The sequence below is a fragment of the Variovorax sp. GW821-FHT09D07 genome (assembly GCF_059416345.1).
This window is the reverse complement of record NZ_JBWKOY010000003.1, coordinates 74,478-97,607: the sequence shown is the minus strand read 5'-3', so window position 1 is coordinate 97,607 and position 23,130 is coordinate 74,478. Positions and strand designations below refer to the sequence as shown.

The window sequence follows — 23,130 nt, the reverse complement described above, 5'->3', positions numbered from 1 at the left end:
GGGGAATTCCCGGTTGCACGTAATCCCCCCCCAATGGGATAGTTAGTTCGCCACTCAAACTAACTACCCCGGTCCGCCAGCTCACGCTCGGCACACCGTTCTGAGGAGAGACACCGATGCAACTGACAACGAAACACACCCTGGCCGCCCTGGCGTTCGGTCTCACGGCCGTGGGCGCGATGGCGCAGACCGTGGTCGGCGTGAGCTGGTCCAATTTCCAGGAAGAACGCTGGAAGACCGACGAGGCCGCGATCAAGGCGCAGCTCGAGAAGCTCGGCGCGAAGTACATCAGCGCCGACGCGGGCGGCTCGCCCGAGAAGCAGCTGGGCGACATCGAGGGGCTGATGTCCAAGGGCGCGAAGGCGCTGATCGTGCTGGCGATGGACAAGGACGCGATCCTGCCCGCCGTCACGAAGGCCACGCGGCAGAAGGTGCCGGTGGTGGCGTACGACCGGCTGATCGAGGCGCCGGGCGTGTTCTACATCACCTTCGACAACGTCGAGGTCGGGCGCATGGAGGCGCGCGAGGTGCTCAAGGTCAAGCCCAAGGGCAACTACGTGATCATCAAGGGCTCGCCGAGCGACCCGAACGCCGACTTCCTGCGCGCCGGCCAGCAAGAGGTGCTGGACGCCTCCATCAAGAAGGGCGACATCAAGATCGTCGGCGACGAGTACACCGAAGGCTGGAAGCCCGAGGTCGCGCAGAAGAACATGGAGCAGATCCTCACCAAGAACGGCAACAAGGTCGACGCGGTGGTGGCGGCCAACGACGGCACGGCCGGCGGCGCGGTCGCGGCGCTCACGGCCAAGGGCCTGCGCGGCATTCCGGTGTCGGGCCAGGACGCCGACTTCGCCGCACTGAACCGCGTGGCGCTGGGCACGCAGACCGCGACCATCTGGAAGGACTCGCGCGAGCTCGGCCGCGAAGCCGCCACGGCGGCGGTCTCGCTGGCGGCCGGCAAGCCGGTCGAGAAGGCCGCGCCCTGGGCCGGCGGTGCCAAGAAGATCTCGCTGTCCTCGCGCCTGCTGACGCCGGTGCCGATCACGCGCGACAACCTCGACGTGATCGTCAAGGCCGGCTGGATCAAGAAGGACGAGCTGTGCAAGGGCGTCTCGGGCGCGAACGCGCCCGCGGCCTGCAAGTAACGCCGCAACCACCGGCGCGTTCAGCTTCCCGTTGAACGCGCCCCCCATCTCTTCGCAACATGGCTTCCGGCCGACCCGCAAGGGCCAGCCGGTGGGCGGTTGCGCACCTGTAGTCCGTCCCGAGGGGGTCTGAAAAATGAGCGATCCAACACCCGGCTGGTGGCGCCGCACCGGCATCGACCTGCGCCTGCTCCTGATGTGCGTGCTGCTGGCCGTGATGGCGGTGGCGTTCAGCATCATGTCGGGCGGCGTGTTCCTCTCGCCCGAGAACCTCTACAACGTCGCGCAGCAGACGGCGGTGGTCGGCATCGTCTCCACGGTGATGGTGCTGATCATCGTGGCGCGCCACATCGACCTGTCGGTGGGTTCGGTGATGGGCTTCGTCGGCGTGCTCATCGCCTACCTGCAGTACACCTCGGGCTGGTCGTGGCCCACGGCCTGCCTCGCGGGGCTCGCGGTGGCGCTCTTGGTGTCGATCTACCAGGGCTGGCTCACGGCGGTGCTGGGCGTGCCGTCGTTCGTGGTCACGCTGGGCGGGTTGATGTCGTTTCGCGGCGCGGCCTTCCTGGTGGCCGACGGCAAGACGCAGCCGGTGAACGACGAGTTCTTCCAGCGCCTGGGCGGCGGCTACGACGGCGGCATCGGCGTCACGGCCAGCTGGGTGCTCGCGGGGCTGGTGGCACTGGTGCTGTTCGGTCGCATGGTGCAAAAGCGCCGCGCGCGCCAGCGCTACGACATGCCGACCGAGGCGCTGTGGCTCGACGTGCTGCTCACGGCCGTGCCGGTGGCGGTGGTGGTCGGCTTCGCCTGGGTGATGAACAGCTACCAGATCTCGTCCAAGAGCGAACCGCAGGGCATTCCGATCCCAGTGCTGATCTGGGCGGCGGTGGCGATCGTGCTGTCGTTCATCGTGCACCGCACGCGCTTCGGCCGCTATGTGTTCGCGATGGGCGGCAACCCCGACGCGGCGGCGCTGGTGGGCATTCCGGTGCAGCGCGTCACGCTGATGCTGTTCGCGCTGCTGGCGGTGCTGGTGACGGTGGCGGCCATCGTGTCGATCGCGCGGCTCAACGCAGGCACCAACTCGCTGGGCACGGGCATGGAGCTGTACGTGATCGCGGCGGCCGTCATCGGCGGCACGGCGCTGGCGGGCGGCAGCGGCTCGATCTTCGGCTCGGTGCTGGGCGCGCTGATCATGCAGTCGCTGGACAGCGGCATGCTGCTGCTCGACGTGCCCATCGGCAAGCGCATGGTGATCATCGGCCAGGTGCTGATCGTGGCCGTCGTCTTCGACGTGTTGTACCGCCGCAAGTTCGGGGAGAACTGAAATGGCCGACATCGACAAGACCAAACCGCTCGTCGAGCTGCGCGAGATCCGCAAGGCCTTCGGCGGCGTGAAGGCCGTGGACGGCGTGAGCATCAACCTCTACCCCGGCGAAGTGGTGGCGCTCCTGGGCCACAACGGCGCGGGCAAGTCCACGCTGATGAAGATGCTCGCGGGCGCCTACCCGATCGATTCGGGCGACACGCTCATCGCCGGCGAGAAGGTCCACATCCGCACGCCTGCCGAAGCGCAGGCCCAGGGCATCGAGACCATCTACCAGACGCTCGCGCTGGCCGACAACCTCGACTCGGTGGCGAACCTCTTTCTGGGCCGCGAGAAGATGACGGCGTGGAACACGCTGGACGACCACTTCATGGAAGTGCAGGCGCGCAAGGTGTTCCAGCGCCTGAACAAGAACTTCACCAACATCCGCATCCCGGTGCGGCGCCTGTCGGGTGGGCAGCGGCAGGTGGTGGCGATCTCGCGCGCGCTGTACTTCAACGCGCGCATCCTCATCATGGACGAGCCCTGCGCCGCGCTCGGCCCCGAAGAGACGGCGATGGTCGGGCGCCTCGTCAAGCAGCTGAAGGACGACGGCGTCGGCATCTTCCTGATCACGCACGACATGCCCGACGTGTTCTCGCTGAGCGACCGGCTCGCGGTGATGAAGAACGGCAAGCTCGTGGGCACCTACCGCACGGCCGATGTCACCGAGGATGAAGTGCTCGGGATGATCATTGCCGGCAAGCGGCCCGAGGGGCGCGAGCAGGCGCACCACGCAGCAACCGCGGCCACTGCAGCGGCATGACATGAAGACCATCGGCGACCAGCAGCTGCTCAAGCGCCTGAACCGCAGCGTGCTGCTGCGGTTGCTGCGCGCGCAGCCGGGCTTGTCGCGCGCGCGGCTCGCGAGCGAAAGCGGGCTCACCAAGTCGACCGTGAGCCTGCTGGTGCGTGAGTTGCTCGACGAAGGCTGGCTCAGCGAATCGGGCGCCGCCGTGGCCGACGGGCTCGGGCGGCCGTCCACGCCGCTGCGGATCAACGTCGGCGTGCGCGCGCTGATGGGCGTGGAGATCGCCGTCGAAACGCTGCGCCTCGTGTGCGTCTCGCTGCAGGGCGAGGTGCTGCACGCGCAGGCCGAGCCGCTGGACGACGGTGAGCCGGCCCGCGTGTGCGCGCAGCTCGCACGCATGGCGGCGGCGGCGCACGCGCAGCTCGACGAGCGCGGCCTGCGCCTGTCGAGCATCGGCGTGTGCGTGCCGGGCGCGGTGGACGACTGCACGGGCGTCGTGCGCTTCGCGCCGAACCTCGGCTGGCGCAACGTGAACCTGCTGCCCGCGCTCGAAAAGGCGCTGGCTGCGGCGGGCCTGCCGGGCGTCACGGTGCAACTGCAGAACGATGCCGATGCGGCCGCGCTCGGCGAGTACGAGTTCGCGGCGGGCGAGGGCGAAGACCCGCTGATCTTCGTCAACAGCGACGTCGGCGTGGGCGCGGGCGTGGTGCTGAACGACCGCCTCTTCACTGGCGCGCAAGGCATGGCCGGCGAGATCGGCCACACCATCCTGCAGCTGGACGGGCCGCTGTGCTCGTGCGGCCGGCGCGGTTGCGCCGAGGCCTTCTTCGGCTCGCGCGTGCTGGCGCGCGAGGGCGCGGACATGGCGCGCGCTGCTGCGTTCTTCGGCGTGCTGCTGCAGAACCTGTGGGTCACCTTCAACCCGCGCGCGATCGTGCTCGGGGGCAAGGTCTGCGCCGAGCATCCGGAGTTCGCGAAGGCTGCGTTCGAAGGCGTGATGGGCCATGCGGAGCGCGCCGGCATGCCTGCGCCGGAACTGCGCACGGCGCGCTACGAAGCCCTCGCGCCCGCGGTGGGGGCGGCGGCGTTGGCGCTGCACGACTACCTGCGGCCGCTGCAGCCCGATGCGAAGGCGCGCCGCGCGCGCGCACTGGCCCGCGCCGGCGCCTGAGCCGTCAGTCCACTGCCGCGCTGCTGTCGTCGTCGCGCCAGCCGCGCAGCCGCCGGTACAGCGTGCCGCGCGACACGCGCAGCTGCCGCGCCGCCTGCGACACGTTGCCGCCGTGCGCCGCGAGCGTGTCCTCGATCAGCTTGCGGCTGTGCTCGCGCAGGGTTTCGGTGGGCGGCGTCTCGCTAGTGGGAGCAAGCGCCACGGGCGGCTGCGCCTGCACGTCGATCGCCACGGGCGCATCGACCTGTGCGCTCGCCATCTCCGGCATCGCCACCGCGTGGCGGAAGTCCGCGCCGTCCGCGCCCTTGAGCTGCGCCTGCATCCACACGCCGAGCCCGCTGGCCAGCCGCAGCGGCTGCGCGGCCTCGCGCCGGCCCAACCGCAGCAGGCTCGCGAGGTCGTGGCCCAGCAGGCATTCCACGTCGCGGTCGTCGGGGGCCTCGGGCAGCCGTCCCAGCAGCCGCGCGCCGGCGTTGTTGAGCCACGCGATGGTGCCGTCGGGCGCGATGCCCGCGAGCGCCTCGAGCGGCGTGCCCAGCAGCGTGGGGCTGGCCTGGAAGCGCAGGATGAGATGGTCGCGCGACTGCGCCTGCAGCAGCCGGTTTTCGATGATGGTGGCGTGCAGCGCCACCATCGAGGCCGCGTCGAAGCCGAAGCGCCGCGCCTCCACCGTGAGGTCGAGCACACCCGCGAGCCGGCCGCTCACGTCGCGGATCGGTGCCGCGGCGCATTGCATGTGGCACAGCACGTCGTAGTAGTGCTCGGCGCCGTCGACGGTGCAGGCCTGCCCGGTGCTGGCCACGATGCCCGGCGCCGTGGTGCCCACGACGCGCTCGGAGATGTTCACGCCCAGGCGCGCGGTCTGGCGCAGCACGGGCTGGTGCGTGCCGGCGGGCTGGCTCGTGACATGCACCACCACGCCGTCGCGGTCGGTGAGGATCACGCGGCAGTCGGTGCCCGCGAGCATGTGCTCCATCTGCACGAGCTCGTGCCGCGCCACGTCCAGCAGCTCGCGGTTGCGCGCGAGCGTGGTGTGCAGCCGGCTGGGCGTGACGGCGTCGAAGGCCACCACGCGCTGCCGGTCGGCGTGGGTGCGGCTGCAGCGCATCCACGACTGGATGACCGCCTCGCCGACCAGCCCCGAGGGGCGCACGCCTTCTTCGAAAAACTGCTGCCGCGCCAGCGCCACGCGCTGCGCCGGCGTGCTGGCAAAGAGTTGGCGCGGCGCATCCGCCGTGCCGAGCCTGTCGAGCGCCATGGGTTCGCCGCCTCTTCCGGGTTCAGGGACCCTCTCGAATGTGTTCCGCAATGGAACAAGGCTTGATTGGGGAAATCCCGGGGGTGAAGGCCGATGCCGTGCGAACGATCCTTGGGGCAGAACGAAGAAGGAGACAGACCCCGATGAAGACGACAACGACACAGCCTCTTTCCGGGCGGCGCCTGCTTGCGGGCGCCTTGCTGTGCCTGGGCCTGGCGGCCCCGGCACTGGCCCAGACGGCCGCCAGCCCGCAGGACCGTGCCGGCGCGGCCGCCAAGCGCGTCGACGGCAACTTCGTGCGCGCCAACGCGGCGAAGAAGACGCCCGACTGGCCCAGCTACGGGCTCGACTACGCCGAGTCGCGCTTCAGCAAGCTCGACCAGGTCAACACCGGCAACGTGAAGCAGCTCGGGCTGGTCTGGTCGTACAACCTCGAATCGACGCGCGGCGTGGAAGCCACGCCGCTGGTGGTCGACGGCATCATGTACGTCACGGCCTCGTGGAGCATCGTGCATGCGATCGACACGCGCACCGGGCAGAAGATCTGGACCTTCGATCCGCAGGTCGACCGCACGAAAGGCTTCAGGGGCTGCTGCGACGTGGTCAACCGCGGCGTGGCGCTGTACGAGGGCCGCGTCTACGTGGCGGCCTACGACGGCCGCCTGATCGCGCTGGACGCTGCCACCGGCCAGAAGGTGTGGGAGAAGAACACCATCGAGGGCCAGAAGGGCAGCTACACCATCACTGGCGCGCCGCGCGTGTTCAAGGGCAAGGTCATCATCGGCAACGGCGGCGCCGAGTACGGCGTGCGCGGCTACGTCACCGCCTACGACGCGAAGACCGGCGACCAGAAGTGGCGCTGGTTCGTGGTGCCCGGCGACCCGAGCAAGCCCTTCGAGGACGAGTCGATGGCGCGCGCCGCCAAGACCTGGGACCCGAGCGGCAAGTACTGGGAAGCCGGCGGCGGCGGCACCGCGTGGGACAGCTTCGCCTTCGACCCCGAGCTAAACCTGATGTACGTGGGCACCGGCAACGGCTCGCCCTGGGCGGCCAAGGCGCGCAGCCCCAAGGGCGGCGACAACCTCTACCTGGGCTCGGTGGTCGCGCTCGACCCGGACACCGGCAAGTACAAGTGGCACTACCAGGAGACGCCCGGCGACAACTGGGACTACACCTCCACGCAGTCGATGATCCTGGCCGACGTCAAGCTGAACGGCAAGGCGCGCAAGGTGCTGCTGCACGCGCCCAAGAACGGCTTCTTCTTCGTCATCGACCGCACCAACGGCAAGTTCATCTCGGCGAAGAACTTCGTCGCGGTCAACTGGGCCACGGGCTACGACAAGAACGGCCGACCCATCGAGGTCCCCGCCGCGCGCCAGAACGAGAAGCCGGGCGACAGCATCCCGGGCCCGTTCGGCGCGCACAACTGGCACCCGATGTCCTACAACCCGCAGACCGGCCTGGCCTACCTGCCGGCCCAGCACGTGCCGATCAACCTGATGGACGACAAGGCCTGGAAGTTCGACGAGAACGCACCCGGGCGCCCGCACGCGGCGCTGGGCTGGAACCTCGGCAAATTCGCCAACGTCGAGCCGCCCACGAGCAAGCCCTTCGGCCGCCTCGTGGCCTGGGACCCCATCAAGCAGAAGGAAGCCTGGGGCGTCGACTACGCCTCGCCGTGGAACGGCGGCACGCTGACCACCGCCGGCGACCTGGTGTTCCAGGGCACGGCCGACGGGCGCCTCGTGGCCTACCACGCGAAGACCGGCGAAAAGCTGTGGGAAACGCCCACCGGCACCGGCGTGGTGGCGGCGCCCGCGACCTACATGGTGGACGGCAAGCAGTACGTGTCGGTGGCCGTGGGCTGGGGCGGCGTGTACGGCCTGGCGCAGCGCGCCACCGAGCGCCAGGGCCCGGGCACGGTCTACACCTTCGCGGTCGGCGGCACGGCCAAGATGCCCGCCTTCGTCGAGTACCGCATGGCCAAGCTGGTGCAGGGCGTGAAGTACGACCCCGCCAAGGTCCAGGCCGGCACCATGCTGTACGTGAGCAACTGCGTGTTCTGCCACGGCGTGCCGGGCGTGGACCGCGGCGGCAACATCCCGAACCTGGGCTACCTGGACCCGGCCTACATCGAGAACCTCGACAAGTTCGTGCTCAAGGGCCCGGCCATGTCGCGCGGCATGCCCGACTTCACGGGCAAGCTCTCGGGCGACGACATCGAGAGCATCAAGGCCTTCATCCAGGGCACGGCGGACGCGATCCGGCCGAAGTAGGGCGCATCGCGCAAGCAAACAGAAAAGGCGCCATCGGCGCCTTTTCTTTTGGGACAGGGCGCTCGTCAGCCCGCCAGCCGCAGCTCGTGGATCAACCCCGCCACGTTGCCCACCTGCAGCTTGTCGTAGATCGACTGGATGTGGTTGCGCACCGTGGCCGGCGAGCGGTTCAGGATGGCGGCCACTTCCTTGTGGGTGTCGCCGCGCGCCAGCAGCTCGGCGATGGTGTGCTCGCGCGGCGTGAGGCTGTCGGCGCGGCAGCGGTGGCGGCACTTGAGGAACAGCAGGCGCTGCTCGACGCGGTGCGTGACCACGATCTCGCGCCCGTTGAAGCGCGCGTGGCCCTGCAGGAAGTGCTGCAGCAGCGCATCGGGCAGCGTGCGGCCGTGCCAGGCCGGCCATTCGGCCTTCAGCATCGCCTCGAACAGCCGGTCGGCGTGGTACAGCACGCCGCGCAGGTCGCCGATGGCCGAGCCGCCGGGCGACGCGCTGCCCGCCTCGAGGCGGTCCAGGTGCATCACGCGGTTCAGCGCCAGCGCCTGCATCACGTGCGGCGCGAGGCTGGCGAGCAGTTGCCGCTCTTCCTCCGTGCCGTGGGCTTCCGGGTCGGCGCGGAACAGACTGAGCCAGTGGACGAAGCTCGTCTGCGGGTTCGAATCCGAGGTGATGAAGAAGTTGGCCTGCTCGAAGCGGCGGCCGTAGTCGCGCAGCTCGGCCTGGTCGTCGCGGCAGAACCACGCCTGCGCATTGAAGGCGAGCGTGGCGTTCGACTGCTTGGCCACCTCGCCAGCGGCCGTGTCCATGTGCTTGACCTGCTCGTAGGCCGTGACCATCTCGAGCGGCTGGTTGTGCAGGTGGATCGTGTGGATGTCGATGCCGTGGTCGGTGCGGGTGGCGGTACCCCACATCGACGAGTCGAAGGGCAGCACGGGCTTGAGGAGGTCGAGCGCGGCGTCCTGGAAGGCGTCGATGGGCAACTCGTGCGAGAGGCGGTACAGCCGCAACAGGAGGTCGCTGAAGTCGCGCGGGACACCGGCCGTGAAGGTCATGCGGGGAGTCTTCCAGCCCGGGCGCCGCATGCCCATCCCATGTTCCGGTGACGCGCGCGGGGCTCGGCCGCGCGGTTTCAAGAATGGTGCATTTGCATCATTTGATTTCCAAAAGCGAAAGCTATTGTTTGCAGCGCCCTCGGTTGCTGCCCAGGCCCTTTCCCTTTTCGAGAGACCCACGATGCCCCACCCCACCTCCAGAATCCCCCACGCCCTGTCCCTTGCCACCCTGTTGATCCTCGGCGCCTGCGGCGGCGGTGGGGGTGGCGGAGGCGGCGGTGGTTTCGCATTCCCCGTCGGTGCGGGCGGCAACGGCGGTACGCCGCCCGCTGCCGAATCGCCCGGCACGCTGAGCGGCACCGTGGCCACCGGCGCGGCCTTTGCCGGCGCCGCGCTCACCGTGTTCGACCAGACCGGCGCCAAGGTCTGCGAAGTGACCGTGCCGGCCGAAGGCACCTACAGCTGCGTGCTGCCCGCGGGCACCAAGGCGCCGTTGGTGATCCAGGCCGTGCGCGACGACCTCACGCTCTACAGCACCACCGCCAGCACCGCCACCGGCACCACCAACGTCACGCCGCTGACCACCGTGGTGGTGGCGCAGCTGGCGCCCAACGGCGATCCGTCGAAGCTCGCCGCCGCGGTGCAGGCCGACGCCGGCGCCGTCACACCGGGCGCCATCAGCGACCAGGTGGCCAAGCTCGTGGCCGCGCTCAAGCCGCTGCTGGACGCGCTCAACACCAGCATCGACCCGATGAGCGGCACCTTCCAGGCCAACGGCACGGGCCAGGACCGCGTGCTCGACACGCTGAACGTGTCGGTGCGTCCCGACGGCACCGCCGCCAACATCGAGATCACCGTCAAGGCGCAGCCCGCGAGCGAAGAGAGCGCGCCGGTGTCCATCGTCTTTCGCACCGGCGAGAGCAGCATCGCGCCGCTGCCCGCGGTCGATGCCGCGGCCCTCGTGCAGCCGCCCACGCCGGCGATGGTCAAGGACCTGCTGGACCGCCTCAACGCCTGCTACGCGCTGCCGCTGAACGAGCGCGTGGACAGCACCATCGGCTCCGACGGCAACGCCTTCGGCGAGGCCGCCGACGTGGTCGCGCCGGCCTGCCGCACGCTGTTCGTGGGCGACGACCCGGCCAGCTTCGTCGCGGCCGGCCTGCACATCGGCCGCGCGTCGAGCGGCCCGCGCCGGCCTTTCGAAAGCCTGTTCCGCTTCGGCCCCACCAACCTGAAGCACGACCGCGGCAACTTCGAATACTTCCACCCGGGCGGCGACATCGCGCTCACCTACCGCTGGACCGACAGCGTGGGCAACACCGACAACGACGTGTTCAACGCCAGGATCGTGAATGGCGCGCTCAAGCTCACCGGCAACAGCAACGCCTACCGCGCCGCCGTGCGCCCGCAGCAGGAGCTGAAGGACTTCCTCAAGCACGCGAACCTGAAGTACCACGCCGCGGGCTACAACGTGTCGGTGGACAACGTGCTCGACGGCAACGGCGACTCGATCTTCACGAAGGTGGTGGCCACCTCGTCCGCGCTGCCCGGCCGCGAGCTGGTCCTCGTGCCCCGGGCCGGGCTGACCACCCTGGTGCTCACCACCGACGGCACCGCCAACGGCGCGCTGAACTCCTCGCTGTGGCGCATGGCCGCGCGCTACGTGGACCCGGCGCAAGGCGGCAACCCGAGCAGCGTCGAGTCCGGCAATCTCTTCGCAGCGCCGCAGTTCGACGACACGCAGCTGAGCGCCATTCCCGATCAGGCGGTCTGGAAGCTCGAGTTCTTCCTGGCGGCCGGTGGGCCCAACCCGGTGCAGTACGTGCGCACCTTCTCGCGCGCGCCGACCCTCGCCGAGGCCGTGCAACTGCCGACCGTGGAAATGACGCCGGCCCTGCGCACCGAGCTGATGCAGGAAATCGACGGTGTCCCGCGCGGCATCGTGTTCGGCGCGCCGGTGCCGTCCGACCCCAGTGCCAACAACATCGACTTCAGCGCCGAGGGCAACCAGGACGGCTGGGCCGTGCCCAGCGGCGCCTACGCCCCGACCACCTTCCTGGTGGCCGGTCGTGGCCCGAACAACAACCGCTTCACCGACTCGATCACCGTGCGCACCTCGGCGCGCAAGGCCGTCATCTACTGCCAGCCGGTGAACTCGCCGAGCGACAACCACTGCGTGAGCGTCGGCAACAACGCCTACCAATACGCGCAGGGCTCGTCGGTCAGCAGCTTCATCTTCACGGCACGCACCGCGCGCCAGGTCGATGTGCGCAAGAACTTCGAGGCGTGGACCTACTCGCCTCCCTGATTCTTTTCCTGCTGTCACCGCATGAAAAAAGCCGCCGACCCGAAAGGGCCGGCGGCTTTTTCTTGAGAGGCCGAAAGGATCAGTCCGCGTACACGCCGGCGGCCTTGATGATCGGACCCCACTTGGCGATTTCAGCCGCGACGAACTTCTTGTGCTCGGCCGGCTCGACGCGCTTGTCGGTGGTGATCACGGCGCCCAGGCCTTCCTGGCGCTTGATGAAGGCCGGGTCCTTCATGGCGGCCTTGATGGCCTCGTTGACCTTCTTGAGCACCGGTGCGGGCGTGCCCTTGGGGGCGTACACGCCGTGCCAGATCGACACTTCGAAGCCCTTCAGGCCCGACTCGTCGAGCGTGGGCAGGTCTTTCAGCGCGGGCGTGCTCAGGCGCTTGCTGGTGGTCACGGCGTAGGCCTTGACCTTCTTGGCCTCGATCTGCGACGTGGTGTTGGTGGTCTGGTCGCACAGCAGGTCGATCTGGCCGCCCAGCAGGTCGGCGATGGCCGGCGCGGTGCCCTTGTACGGCACGGGCGTCATCTCGATCTTCAGCGCGCTCTGGAACAGCAGGCCGCACAGGTGCGAGGCGGCGCCCAGGCCGGCGTTGCCCAGGTTGATCTTGCCCTTGTTGGCATTGATCCAGGTCGTCAGTTCCTTGTAGTTGTTGGCGGGCAGGCCGGGCTTGCCGATCAGCGTCATCGGCACTTCATTGACCATGCCGAGGTATTCGAAGTCGTTCTCGACGTTGAACGGCAGCTTGCGGTACAGCGCCGGCATCGTCGACATGCCGATGTGGTTCAGCAGCAGCGTGTAGCCGTCGGGGTTGGCGCGCGCCACCTTGGCGGTGCCGATCGAGCTGCCGGCGCCGGCGGTGTTGTCCACGATGATCGTCGTGCCCAGCGTCTTCTGCAGCGATTCGGCCAGGTCGCGGGCCACGCGGTCGGTCGGGCCGCCGGCCGAGAAAGGCACCACCAGCGTCACGGGCTTGCCTGCGGGGAAATCCTGGGCGTGTGCGCCGACGGCGGCCGCGGCAATCGCCGCGAGGGCAAACAGTTTCTTCATGATGTCTCCGACGGAGTTTTTAAATGGAAAGGGTCGCGATCTTATCGGCTGACCGGGGGCTGACCCATACCGAATAGCCCTTAGGAATGTCACCGTTTTCGCCCCATGCTGGGGCATGATCACGCCCGTCCCGCGCACCCGCGCCGGGGTGACCACAACCACAAACAGGCCAGCCCGACGGGCGGCATCGAGGAGAAGAAACCAATGGATCCCTGGGTCTATCCGCGCGAGCGCTGGCTCGGCAAACTCACGCTCGTTCTGGGCCTGCTGGCCTGGACGCTGATCGTCGTCGGCACGCTGGGCATTGCGCTGCTGTACGTGCTGCTGGGCTTCATCGGCTACGTGTTCGCGCAGTCGGCGGTCATCGCCTGGATCAAGGGCACGGGTGTGAAGCTGTCGCCCCAGCAGCTGCCCGAGCTGCACGCGCGCTTTGTCGACTGCTGCACCCGCCTGGGCATCGCGCAGCCGCCCGAGGCCTACCTGCTGCACGGCGACGGCATGTTCAACGCCTTCGCCACGCGCTTCTTCGGCCGCAACTTCGTGGTGCTGCTGTCCGACGTGGTCGACGCCATGGAGGCGCAGCCCGACGGCATCCACTTCTACATGGGCCACGAGCTGGGCCACATCCGCCGCGGCCACCTCACGGGCCACATCTGGCGCGCGCCCGTGCTCTGGCTGCCGCTCCTGGGCGCGGCCTATGCGCGCGCCAAGGAATACACCTGCGACCTGCACGGCGCCGCCTGCTGCCGCGAGGTCGACTCCGCACCGCGCGCGCTGGTGGCGTTGGCCGCCGGCGCGCAGCAGTGGCGCAACGTGAACCTGCAGCGCTACGCCGCCCAGTCGGCCGGCAACCGCGGCTTCTGGGGCTCGTTCCACGAACTCATCGGCGGCTACCCCTGGCTCACCAAGCGCGTCGCACGCGCCATCGACCCGGGCGCCAAGCTGCCCGAGCGCAATCCGGTGGCCTACTTGCTCGCGCTCTTCGTGCCGTATGCCGGCCGGGCCGGCGGCGGCGCGGCGGGTGTGCTGATCGTGGTGGCTGTCATCGGCGTCATGGCGGCTGCAGCCATCCCGGCCTACCAGGAGTACCAGACCCGCGCCGTCGTCGCGCAGGCCTGGTCCGAGGGCGCGCCGGTGCGCAACGCGCTCACGCGCCACTACGAAGAAAAGGCCGAGATCCCCGACACCCTGGCCGCCGTCGGCCTGCCGGAAAACCTGCCCAACGGCGCGACCCTCACGCTCGACCCCGACAGCATGGTGGTGGAAGTGGCCACGACCAAGGGCACGTTGCGCATGGAGCCGTCGTCGACCGACCGGGGCATTGCGTGGCATTGCAGCGCGGGTGAGGGTTTGAAGGACAAGGCGTTGCCGGCGAGCTGCAAGAAGTAGCCGGGCATTGGCCTTGATGACGTCTCCCGCTTCCATCGCAAACGCGTGGCGCCTGCCGCGCGACTTCGCGCTCATCACCGTGGCGGTCGAAGCGGCCATCGTGGGGGTCCACTTCGGCAGGCAGTTGTGGCCCGGCTCGGGGCACGAGGGCTATGGCCTGGACGTGTGGGCGGGCATGGCGGCCAACCTCGCAATGTCCTGGGTGCTGGCGGCGGCACTGGCCTGGAGCCATGCGCGCCAGGCATTGGAGGTGCGTGGCGGTGCGCGCCTGGCGCAGCTGCGCGGCCCGCGTGTGCGCCATGCCGGGGCCTATCTCATCGTGCGGGTGCTGGACTACTTCGTGCTGAGCCCGTGGCTCTACGGGCTGGGGTTGCTCTACATGCCGGGCGGTCGGCTGGTGCAACTGGCGATGCTGGTGCTGAGCGTGTGGCTGGCAACCTGGCTTGCGCTGAGGCAGGGCACTCAGGCATCGGCCGCGTCGTTCGATGCGGGCGATGCCGACGCCGTGGCGCCCGCGAGCGCATCGCCGGGTCGCGCCACGGTAGCGCTGTTGATCGCCGCCGTGTCCGCGTCGATCCAGATTTGGTGCGCGATGGTCACGGACCCGTGGCACGAGGCCATGAGGACCATGGACCGCGTGGCGCCCTTCCTGAGCTGGGTCGCGCCGCCGTTGTTGGTCTTTGCTCTGGCGTTCTGGGGCGCGTGGCTCGGCATCGGCCGTGGCCCGCTCCCCACACGGGTCCGGCCCTTCCGGGCCGTGGCCGCGTCGGTGCTGGCCTTTGTGCTGGTGCTGGCGGGCTGCGCTGCCGTCATCCTCGCGGGACTGGGGTTGCTGGAGCCGTCCCAGACCAGCATGGCCGGTGTCGGCGACCTGGTCATCCTGCTGGCCGCGCTCGTACCGCTCTACCCCTTACTGACCGTGCTGCTCACGCGCTTCATCACCCGCCGCCTGTACCGCCCCTACTTGTAGCTGCGCGCGTCCTCGATCACCTTGCCGTCGTTCGGCAGGCTGCCCGGCGCCACCAGTTCGATGGTGCCGCGCAGCTTGGTCACTTCGCGCACCGCGTCGGCAATGCGCGCGTCGAGCCCGGCCGGGGCGCCGGCGCATTCCAGCTTGAAGGTCATCTGGTCGTCGCCCATCTCGCCCGACACCACGAGCCGCGCGCGCACGATCTCGGGAAAGCGCCGCACGACCTCGGCGACCTGCGAGGGGTGCACGAACATGCCGCGCACCTTGGTGGTCTGGTCGGCGCGGCCGAGCCAGCCCTTGATGCGCTTGTTGGTGCGGCCCGTGGGGCAGGTGCCCGCGAGCACGGCCGAGAGGTCGCCGGTGCCGAAGCGCACCAGCGGGTAGTCGGGGTTGAAGGTGGTGACGACGATCTCGCCCACCTCGCCGTCGGGCACGGGGTCGCCGGTGCCGGGGCGCACGATCTCGACCAGCACGCCCTCGTCGATCACCAGGCCCTGGCGCGCGCTGGTTTCATACGCGATGAGGCCCAGGTCGGCGGTCGCGTAGCACTGGATGCCCTGCACGCCGTGCGCGGAGATCCAGTCGTGCAGGCTGGGCGGAAAGGCCTCGCCGGACACGAGCGCCTTGGTGAACCACGGCAGCTTCTGGCCTTTTTCTTCGGCCTTCTCCAGCAGGATCTTCAGGAAGCTCGGCGTGCCCGCATAGCCGTCGGGCTTGAGGTCGACGATGGCTTCGAGCTGCTGCTCGGTCTGGCCCGTGCCGCCCGCGAAGATGGTGCAGCCCATGGCGTGCGCGCCGCTTTCCATGATGGAGCCGGCCGGCGTCATGTGGTAGCTGAAGCTGTTGTGGATCAGCTCGCCGCTGCGAAAGCCCGCCGCATGCAGGGCCCGCGCGGTGCGCCAGTAGTCGCGCGCCTCGCCCTCGGGTTCGTAGATGGTGCCGGGGCTCGCGAAGATGCGCGGCATGCGCGGCCCGCGCACGATCGACGCAAAGCCGCCGAAGGGGTCGTCGGCGCGGCGCGCCTTCTGCAGCTCGAGCAGTTCCGACTTGCGGGTGACGGGCAGCTTCGCGAGGGCTTCGCGCGAGGTGACGTCGGCGGGCTTCACGCCGTCGAGGATCTTCGTGAAGGCGGACGTTGCAGTCTGTGCCTGCGCGATCTGCCGGGGCAGCGCGGCCAGCAGGTCACGTTCGCGTTCGGCAGGGTCGCGGATTTCCAGTTGGTCGTAGTGGTCGTTCATGTCCGTACCCTTCGTCTATCGATTCGGTCGCTCTGGGGTGGGTACTTCAGGCCAGCCAACGCTTGCGGCGCTTGTAGCTCTTCACATCGCGGAAGCTCTTGCGGTCCGCGCCGCCCACGCCGAGGTAGAACTCCTTCACGTCCTCGTTCTCGCGCAGGCTCTTGGCTTCGCCGTCCATCACGATGCGGCCGTTCTCCAGGATGTAGCCGTAGTCGGCGTAGCGCAGCGCCATGTTGGTGTTCTGCTCGGCCAGCAGGAAGGTCACTTTTTCCTTGGTGTTCAGGTCTTTGACGATCTCGAACACCTCTTCCACGATCTGCGGCGCCAGGCCCATCGAGGGCTCGTCCAGCAGCACCATGGTCGGGTTGGCCATCAGCGCGCGGCCGATGGCGCACATCTGCTGCTCGCCGCCCGAGGTGTAGGCCGCCTGCGAGGTGCGGCGCGTCTTCAGGCGCGGGAAATACGCGTACACCTTCTCCAGCGTCTCCTGCACCGAGGCCTTGCCGTCGGTGCGCGTGTAGGCGCCGGTCATCAGGTTCTCTTCGATGGTCAGGTGGGCGAAGCAGTGGCGGCCTTCCATCACCTGGATCAGCCCGCGCTTGACCAGCTCGGCCGGCGACAGCGCCTCGATGCGCTCGCCGCGCAGCTCGATGGTGCCCTTGGTCACGGCGCCGCGTTCGCCCGCGAGCAGGTTGCTCACGGCGCGCAGCGTGGTCGTCTTGCCGGCGCCGTTGCCGCCGAGCAGCGCGACGATGCCGCTTTCGGGCACGGTCAGCGACACGCCCTTGAGCACGAGGATCACGTGGTTGTAGATGACCTCGATGCCGTTGACGTTGAGAAGGATCTTGGGTTCGCTCATGGTGTGGTCCGAAGCATTCGCAAGAACGGCACATCGCCGTCCTTGCGAATGGCGGCTCTTGCGAGCCGCCACGGCACTCAGTGCATCAGGATTGGCAGTCGGCCGCTTCGCGACGCGTGAGCTTCTTTTCGCCCGCGTACTTGTCGGCGGCCGCCTTCACCATCGGCTTGATGATCTGGCTGTCGGCCTCGTACCAGTCGGACATGCCGCCCCACTTGGTGCCGTCCCAGGTATGGACGCGCGCCCAGGTCGAGCCCATGTGGTCCTGGCACGAGGTGCTCACCGGACGCATCACGCCCGAGAAGCCCAGCGCGTCGAGCTTCTTCTGGTCGAGCGCGAGGTTCTCCATGCCCCAGCGCACCTGCTCGCCGGTCATGACCTTGCCCTTGCCGAAGCGCTCCTGCGCACGCCGCACGGCCTCGATGGTCAGCATCTGGATGATCACGCCGCGCGTGTAGAGCACCGAGCCCACTTCGTCCTTCGGACCCGTGCCCTGGCCCTTGTCATGCACCTGCTTGAGGATGTCCTGGATCACCTTGGGCTGCGTGCCCGAGGTGTTCAGCGCCAGCGCGTTGTAGCCCTTGGCGTTGGCGCCCACGTCCTTCACGTCGGGTTCGGCGCCGGCCCACCACACGCCGTACATCTTCTCGCGCGGGTAGCCCGTGGCCACGGCTTCCTTCAGGGCGGTGGAGTTCATCACGCCCCAGCCCCACAGCAGCACGAAGTCCGGACGCGACTGGCGCACCTGCAGCCAGGCCGACTTCTGTTCCACGCCCGGTGCGGTCACGGGAATGAGCGACAGTTCGAAGCCGTTCTGCTTGGCGCGCTCCTGCAGCAGCGGGATCGGTTCCTTGCCGAATGGCGAGTCGTGGTACACGAGGGCGATCTTCTTGCCCTTGAGCTTGTCCATGCCGCCTTCCTTCTTCCCGATGTGCTGGATCAGGATGTCGGCCGCGGTCCAGTAGGAGCCCATGAGCGGGAAGTTCCACTTGAACACGCCGCCGTCCTGCGAGGCCGACAGGCCGTAGCCCAGCGTGATGAGCGGGATCTTGTCGGTGGGCACCTTGTCGGTCAGCGCGAAGGTGATGCCGGTGGCCTGCGGGTCGAACAGCGTCACGCCCGGGCGGCCCTTCAGGCGCTCGTAGCATTCCACGCCCTTGTCGGTGGCGTAGCCGGTTTCGCATTCCTCGTACGTGATCTTCACGCCGTTGATGCCGCCGGTGGCGTTGATGTACTTGATGTAGTCCTGCTTGCCGTTGGCCCAGGGCGTGCCGTTGGGCGCGTAGGGGCCGGTGCGGTACACCAGCAGCGGGAAGAACTGTTCCTTGGCCTGGGCCTGCGCGAGCGAAGGCGCGAAGGCCGCGCCGAGGGTGCTGGCCACCAGGGCGGCGGTCAGAGCGAGCGATTTCAGTGTCATGCCTGTCTCCTTTTGTGGGCACCTCGGTGCCGGGTTTTTACGAACGAACAACAACAAGAACCAGAACCTGTCAGTGCGGGAAGGGCCACAGCCGCAGCTTTTCCTTGGCCGTGGACCACAGCCGCGCCAGGCCATGCGGCTCCACGATCAGGAAGAACACGATCAACGCGCCGAAGATCATGGTCTCCAGGTGCGAGGCCAATGCGGTCGAGATCGAGAAGCCCAGCCACCCCGGCAGCTGGTTCAAAAAGAGCGGCAGCAGCACGATGAAGGCGGCGCCGAAGAAGCTGCCCATGATCGAGCCGAGCCCGCCGATGATCACCATGAACAGCAGCTGGAACGAGCGGTCGATGCTGAACGCCGCCGGCTCCCATGCCCCCAGGTGAATGAAGCCCCACAGCGCGCCGGCCACGCCGACGATGAAGCTGCTCACCGCGAAGGCCGTGAGCTTGGCGTACACCGGGCGGATGCCGATCACCGCGGCGGCCACGTCCATGTCGCGCATCGCCATCCATTCGCGGCCGATGGCGCTGCGCACGAGGTTCTTGGCGAGCAGTGCGAACACCACCACGAAGATCAGGCAGAACAGATACTTCTGCACCGGCGACTCGATCGGCACGCCGAACACGTTCAGGCCCGCCACGCTCACCGAACCCGACGACGAGTTGTTGGTGAACCACTGGATGCGCAGGAACGCCCAGTCGGTGAAGAACTGCGCGGCCAGCGTGGCCACCGCCAGGTACAGGCCCTTGATGCGCAGGCTCGGAATGCCGAACAGCACGCCGATCACCGTGGCGCACAGACCGCCCAGCAGCAGCGAGGCGATGAGCGGCATGCCGTCGATGCGCACCTGGAAGTTGTAGGCCGCGTACGCGCCCACCGCCATGAAGGCGCCGGTGCCCAGCGAGATCTGGCCGCAGTAGCCGACCAGGATGTTCAGGCCCAGCGCCGCGAGCGACAGGATCAGGAAGGGCGTGAGGATGGCGCGCATCCAGTAGTCGGACACGCCCATCGGCACCACGACGAACGCCACGAGCAGCAGCACGAGGATCGCCAGGCGGTCTTGCGCGATCGGGAAGATCTGTTGGTCGGCGCGGTAGCTCGACTTGAACTGGCCGTTTTCTCTGTAGAACATTCTCAGACCCGATCGATGATCTTTTCGCCGAACAGACCCTGCGGACGAACCAGCAGGAAGACCAGCGCGAGGACATAGGCAAACCAGATCTCGATGCCGCCACCGAGCATGGGGCCGAGATAGATTTCAGACAGCTTCTCGCCGACACCGATCAACAGGCCGCCGATGATGGCGCCGGGGATCGAGGTCAGCCCGCCCAGGATCACCACCGGCAGCGCCTTCAGCGCCACCAGCGAGAGCGAGAACTGCACGCCGAGCTTGGAGCCCCAGATGATCCCGGCCACCAGTGCCGAGAAACCGGCCACCGACCACACGATCACCCAGATGCGCGACAGCGGAATGCCGATCGATTGCGCGGCCTGGTGGTCGTCGGCCACCGCGCGCAGCGCCCGGCCCGTGGCGGTCTTCTGGAAGAAGATGGCCAGCACCACCACCAGCGCGGCGGACACCAGCGCGGCGATCAGGTCTTCCTGGCTCAGCAGCAGGCCGCCCTGGAAGGTGCCTTCGAGCACCATCAGCGGTTCCTTGGGCATGCCCACGTCGATCTTGTAGATGTCGTTGCCGAAGATCGTCTGGCCCACGCCGTCCAGGAAGTAGGCGATGCCCAGCGTGGCCATCAGGAGCGTGATGCCTTCCTGGTTCACCAGCTTGCTCAGCGCCAGCCGTTCGATGAGCCAGGCCACCACGATCATCACCGCCATGGCCGCGATGAAGGCCAGGATGTTCGCGAGGATCTGGCTCTGGAAACCGAACCACTGCGGGAACCACTCGGCGAAGCGCGCCATGGCCAGCGCCGCGAACAGCACCATCGCGCCCTGCGCGAAGTTGAAGACGCCCGAGGCCTTGTAGATCAGCACGAAGCCGATCGCGATCAGCGAATACAGCATGCCGACCATGAGGCCGCCGAAAAGGGTTTCGAGGAAAAATCCCATGGTCAATGCTCCACGCCGAGGTACGCCCGGATCACGTCTTCGTTGTTCCGAACTTCATCCGGCGTGCCGTCGCCGATCTTCTTGCCGTAGTCCAGCACCACCACGCGGTCGGAGATGTCCATCACCACGCCCATGTCGTGCTCGATGAGCACGATGGTCGCGCCGAACTCGTCGTTCACGTCGAGGATGAAGCGGCTCATGTCCTGCTTCTCTTCCACGTTCATGCCGGCCATGGGTTCGTCCAGCAGCAGCACCTGCGGCTCCATCGCCAGCGCGCGGCCGAGGTCGACGCGCTTTTGCAGGCCGTAGGGCAGGCGGCCCACCGGCGTCTTGCGGTGCGCCTGGATTTCCAGGAAGTCGATGATGTGCTCGACGAACTCGCGGTGCTGCAGCTCTTCGCGTTCGGCCGGGCCCCAGCGCAGCGCCTGTGCGAACAGGCCGCTCTTCATCTTGAGGTTGCGCCCGGTCATGATGTTGTCGAGCACGCTCATGCCCTTGAACAGCGCCAGGTTCTGGAAGGTGCGCGCCACGCCCATCTCGGCCACCTGGCGCGAGTTCATGTGCTTGAAGGTCTGGCCGCGGAAGGTGATGGAGCCCTGCTGCGGCCAGTACACGCCGTTGATGCAGTTCAGCATCGAGCTCTTGCCCGCGCCGTTGGGGCCGATGATGGCCCGCACCTCGTGCTCGCGCACGTTGAAGCTGATGTCGGTCAGCGCCTTCACGCCGCCGAAGCTCAGGCTGATGTTCTGGACGTCGAGGATGACGTCGCCAATTTTCCGATTGCTCATGCGGCGGCCTTCACGATGGGGAAGGTCTTGGCGTCGTTGATCTTCAGCGTGGCGCTGACAACCCCCGTGCGTCCGTCCTCGAACTTGACCTGGGTCTCGATGTACTGGGCGGTCTTGCCGCCGTACAGCGCGTCGACCAGCACGGCGTATTTCTCGGCGATGAAGCCGCGGCGCACCTTGCGCGTGCGGGTCAGCTCGTCGTCGTCGGGGTCGAGCTCCTTGTGCAGCACGAGGAAGCGCGCGATCTGCGTCTCGCCCATGCCGTCCTCGGCCGCGAGGTCGGCGTTGACCTTGGCGATGCACTCGGCCACCAGCGTCAGCACCTCGGGCTTGCCGGCCAGGTCCACATAGCCGCCGTAGGCCAGGCCGCGGCGCTCGGCCCAGTTGCCGACGGCCTCGAAGTCGATGTTGACGAAGGCGCAGACCTCGTCGCGGCCGTTGCCGAAGCACACGGCTTCCTTGATCTGCGGGAAGAACTTGAGCTTGTTCTCGATGTAGTTGGGCGCAAAGATCGCGCCGCCCACGAGCCGGCCCACGTCCTTGGCGCGGTCGATGATGCGCAGGTGCCCTTCGCTGTCGAGCACGCCGGCGTCGCCGGTGTGGAAGTAGCCGTTGGCGTCGAGCACCTCGGCGGTGGCGTCGGGGCGCTTGTAGTACTCCTTGAGCACCGACACGCCGCGCACCAGCACTTCGCCGTCGTCGGCGATCTTCAGTTCGATGCCCGGCGCCGCCGTGCCCACGGTCTGCAGCTTGACCTTGCCGTCCTGCTGCAGGCACACGTAGGCGCAGGTCTCGGTCTGGCCGTAGAACTGCTTGAGGTTCACACCGATGGAGCGGTAGAAGCGGAACAGGTCGGGCCCGATGGCCGCGCCCGCCGTGTAGGCCACGCGGATGCGGCTCATGCCCAGCACGTTGCGCAGCGGGCCGTAGATGAGCAGGTTGCCCAGGCTGTACATGACCCGGTCGCCGGTGCTCACCGGTGCGCCGTTCAGGATGTCGGCGCCCACGCGCTGCGCCAGCGCCATGAACTTCGCGTACAGCCAGCGCTTGGGCGCGGCCGCGTCTTCCATGCGGATCGACACGGCCGTGAGCAGCCCTTCGAAGGTGCGCGGCGGGCCGAAGTAGTAGCTCGGGCCGATCTCGCGCATGTCGTTCATCACCGTCTCGGCCGACTCGGGGCAGTTGAGCGTGAAGCCGCCCACCAGCCACTGCGCCACCGAGAACAGGTGGTCGCCCACCCACGCCATCGGCAGGTAGCTCATGATGTTGTCGCCGGGGCCGAGCTTGTCGGTCTCGACGCCGCCGCGGCCCGCCGCGATGAAGCTGGCGTGCGTCTGGCACACGCCCTTGGGGCGGCCGGTGGTGCCCGAGGTGTAGAGGATCACGCCGACGTCGCTGGCCTCGCCGCTGGCCACGGCGCGGTCGTAGTAGCCGGCGTTGGCCTTGTCGAAGGCCCGGCCCAGCTCGCGCAGCTGCTCGTAGCTCATGAGCCCCGGCTGCTCGTAGTGGCGCAGGCCCTTGGGGTCGTCGTAGATGATGTGGCGGATGCCCTGCTGCTGGCCCTCCTGGCCTTGCTGCAGCTCGCGGCACTCGAGCAGCTTGTCGACCTGCTCCTGGTCTTCGACGATCACGAACTCGATGCTCGCGTCGTTCAGCATGAAGACCATCTCGCTGGCGACCGCGTCCTGGTACAGCGGCACGGGCACGCCGCGCAGGCTTTGCGCGGCGAGCACGGCCATGTACAGGTGCGGCCGGTTGGCACCGACGATCGCAAGGTTGTCGAAGGCCTTGAAGCCAAGGCTTGCCAGACCGCAGGCCATCTCGCGCACTTCCTGCGCCACGGCGTTCCAGGTCCAGGTTTGCCAGATGCCAAGGTCTTTTTCGCGCACGGCGGGAGCCTCGGGACGGGCCTCGGCATGCGCGAGCAGCAGACGGGGGAAGGTGGGGGCGGTGGTTTGCACAGTGGCCGGATCGTAGGTCCCACTTTGACGCCCGGTTGTCGTTCCAACGACAATCCTAGGGAC

18 protein-coding genes are annotated in these 23,130 nt (G+C 68.2%); 8 read left to right on the top strand and 10 right to left on the bottom strand.

The genetic code is table 11. The features are described from left to right. The first annotated feature begins 122 nt into the window (after positions 1-122). From xylF to AC07OX_RS11835, 4 genes are all read left to right on the top strand, one after another. Positions 123-1,145, top strand: coding sequence for a D-xylose ABC transporter substrate-binding protein (xylF, locus tag AC07OX_RS11850; protein WP_492686983.1), 1,023 nt, complete (start codon positions 123-125; stop codon positions 1,143-1,145). A 136-nt stretch (positions 1,146-1,281) separates the two neighbouring features. After that, positions 1,282-2,472, top strand: a complete 1,191-nt coding sequence (locus AC07OX_RS11845) for a sugar ABC transporter permease (protein ID WP_095747146.1) — start codon at positions 1,282-1,284, stop codon at positions 2,470-2,472. A 1-nt stretch (position 2,473) separates the two neighbouring features. Beyond that, entirely contained in the window at positions 2,474-3,277 is an 804-nt protein-coding gene (locus AC07OX_RS11840; protein ID WP_095747145.1) for an ATP-binding cassette domain-containing protein, read from the top strand. Position 3,278: 1 nt separating this feature from the next. Beyond that, on the top strand, positions 3,279-4,433 hold the full coding sequence (locus AC07OX_RS11835) for an ROK family transcriptional regulator (protein ID WP_495261455.1): 1,155 nt from the start codon (positions 3,279-3,281) through the stop codon (positions 4,431-4,433). Between the two features lie 4 nt (positions 4,434-4,437). On the opposite strand, the gene AC07OX_RS11830 is transcribed toward AC07OX_RS11835, so the two are convergent. After that, on the bottom strand, positions 4,438-5,691 hold the full coding sequence (locus AC07OX_RS11830; RefSeq protein WP_495261456.1) for a helix-turn-helix domain-containing protein: 1,254 nt from the start codon (positions 5,689-5,691) through the stop codon (positions 4,438-4,440). A gap of 143 nt (positions 5,692-5,834) precedes the next feature. Between AC07OX_RS11830 and AC07OX_RS11825 the strand changes: the two genes are divergently transcribed. Beyond that, entirely contained in the window at positions 5,835-7,967 is a 2,133-nt protein-coding gene (locus AC07OX_RS11825) for a PQQ-dependent dehydrogenase, methanol/ethanol family (protein WP_062473911.1), read from the top strand. Positions 7,968-8,032: 65 nt separating this feature from the next. Here AC07OX_RS11825 and AC07OX_RS11820 read toward each other — a convergent pair whose 3' ends face one another. Beyond that, positions 8,033-9,016, bottom strand: a complete 984-nt coding sequence (locus AC07OX_RS11820) for a helix-turn-helix transcriptional regulator (protein ID WP_062473909.1) — start codon at positions 9,014-9,016, stop codon at positions 8,033-8,035. A gap of 181 nt (positions 9,017-9,197) precedes the next feature. Here AC07OX_RS11820 and AC07OX_RS11815 point away from each other — a divergent pair, with 181 nt between their 5' ends. Beyond that, positions 9,198-11,324: a carboxypeptidase regulatory-like domain-containing protein gene (locus AC07OX_RS11815; protein WP_495261457.1), complete on the top strand. Its 2,127-nt coding sequence runs from the start codon at positions 9,198-9,200 to the stop codon at positions 11,322-11,324. 79 nt (positions 11,325-11,403) lie between these two features. On the opposite strand, the gene AC07OX_RS11810 is transcribed toward AC07OX_RS11815, so the two are convergent. Beyond that, the gene (locus tag AC07OX_RS11810) at positions 11,404-12,378 is read right to left on the bottom strand and encodes a tripartite tricarboxylate transporter substrate-binding protein (protein WP_492743263.1); all 975 of its coding nucleotides are present in this window, start codon (positions 12,376-12,378) and stop codon (positions 11,404-11,406) included. A 204-nt stretch (positions 12,379-12,582) separates the two neighbouring features. Here AC07OX_RS11810 and AC07OX_RS11805 point away from each other — a divergent pair, with 204 nt between their 5' ends. Then, a complete protein-coding gene (locus tag AC07OX_RS11805) occupies positions 12,583-13,767 on the top strand; it encodes a M48 family metalloprotease (RefSeq protein WP_070062995.1) in 1,185 nt (394 codons plus the stop codon). A gap of 16 nt (positions 13,768-13,783) precedes the next feature. Continuing rightward, complete coding sequence (locus tag AC07OX_RS11800; RefSeq protein ID WP_139700820.1) at positions 13,784-14,737, top strand: hypothetical protein; 954 nt, start codon at positions 13,784-13,786, stop codon at positions 14,735-14,737. Here AC07OX_RS11800 and AC07OX_RS11795 read toward each other — a convergent pair. The 7 genes from AC07OX_RS11795 to AC07OX_RS11765 all read right to left on the bottom strand — a co-directional run bounded on the left by AC07OX_RS11795 (position 14,728) and on the right by AC07OX_RS11765 (position 23,067). Next, positions 14,728-15,975 (bottom strand): phenylacetate--CoA ligase family protein, encoded by a 1,248-nt coding sequence (locus AC07OX_RS11795; protein ID WP_495261458.1) that lies wholly within the window; start codon positions 15,973-15,975, stop codon positions 14,728-14,730. The genes AC07OX_RS11800 and AC07OX_RS11795 overlap by 10 nt on opposite strands. Positions 15,976-16,021: 46 nt before the next feature. Further along, positions 16,022-16,834 carry an ABC transporter ATP-binding protein gene (locus AC07OX_RS11790; RefSeq protein ID WP_062473897.1) on the bottom strand — a complete coding sequence of 271 codons (813 nt, stop codon included), beginning with the start codon at positions 16,832-16,834 and terminating at the stop codon, positions 16,022-16,024. 85 nt (positions 16,835-16,919) lie between these two features. Beyond that, positions 16,920-18,251, bottom strand: a complete 1,332-nt coding sequence (locus AC07OX_RS11785) for an ABC transporter substrate-binding protein (protein ID WP_495261459.1) — start codon at positions 18,249-18,251, stop codon at positions 16,920-16,922. 70 nt (positions 18,252-18,321) lie between these two features. After that, positions 18,322-19,386 carry a branched-chain amino acid ABC transporter permease gene (locus AC07OX_RS11780; RefSeq protein WP_062473892.1) on the bottom strand — a complete coding sequence of 355 codons (1,065 nt, stop codon included), beginning with the start codon at positions 19,384-19,386 and terminating at the stop codon, positions 18,322-18,324. Positions 19,387-19,388: 2 nt separating this feature from the next. After that, positions 19,389-20,318 carry a branched-chain amino acid ABC transporter permease gene (locus tag AC07OX_RS11775; protein WP_070062998.1) on the bottom strand — a complete coding sequence of 310 codons (930 nt, stop codon included), beginning with the start codon at positions 20,316-20,318 and terminating at the stop codon, positions 19,389-19,391. A gap of 2 nt (positions 20,319-20,320) precedes the next feature. Continuing rightward, positions 20,321-21,106, bottom strand: coding sequence for an ABC transporter ATP-binding protein (locus AC07OX_RS11770; protein WP_062473888.1), 786 nt, complete (start codon positions 21,104-21,106; stop codon positions 20,321-20,323). Further along, on the bottom strand, positions 21,103-23,067 hold the full coding sequence (locus AC07OX_RS11765) for an AMP-dependent synthetase/ligase (RefSeq protein WP_492699469.1): 1,965 nt from the start codon (positions 23,065-23,067) through the stop codon (positions 21,103-21,105). Before AC07OX_RS11765 ends, AC07OX_RS11770 begins: the two co-directional genes overlap by 4 nt. Positions 23,068-23,130 lie beyond the last annotated feature (63 nt).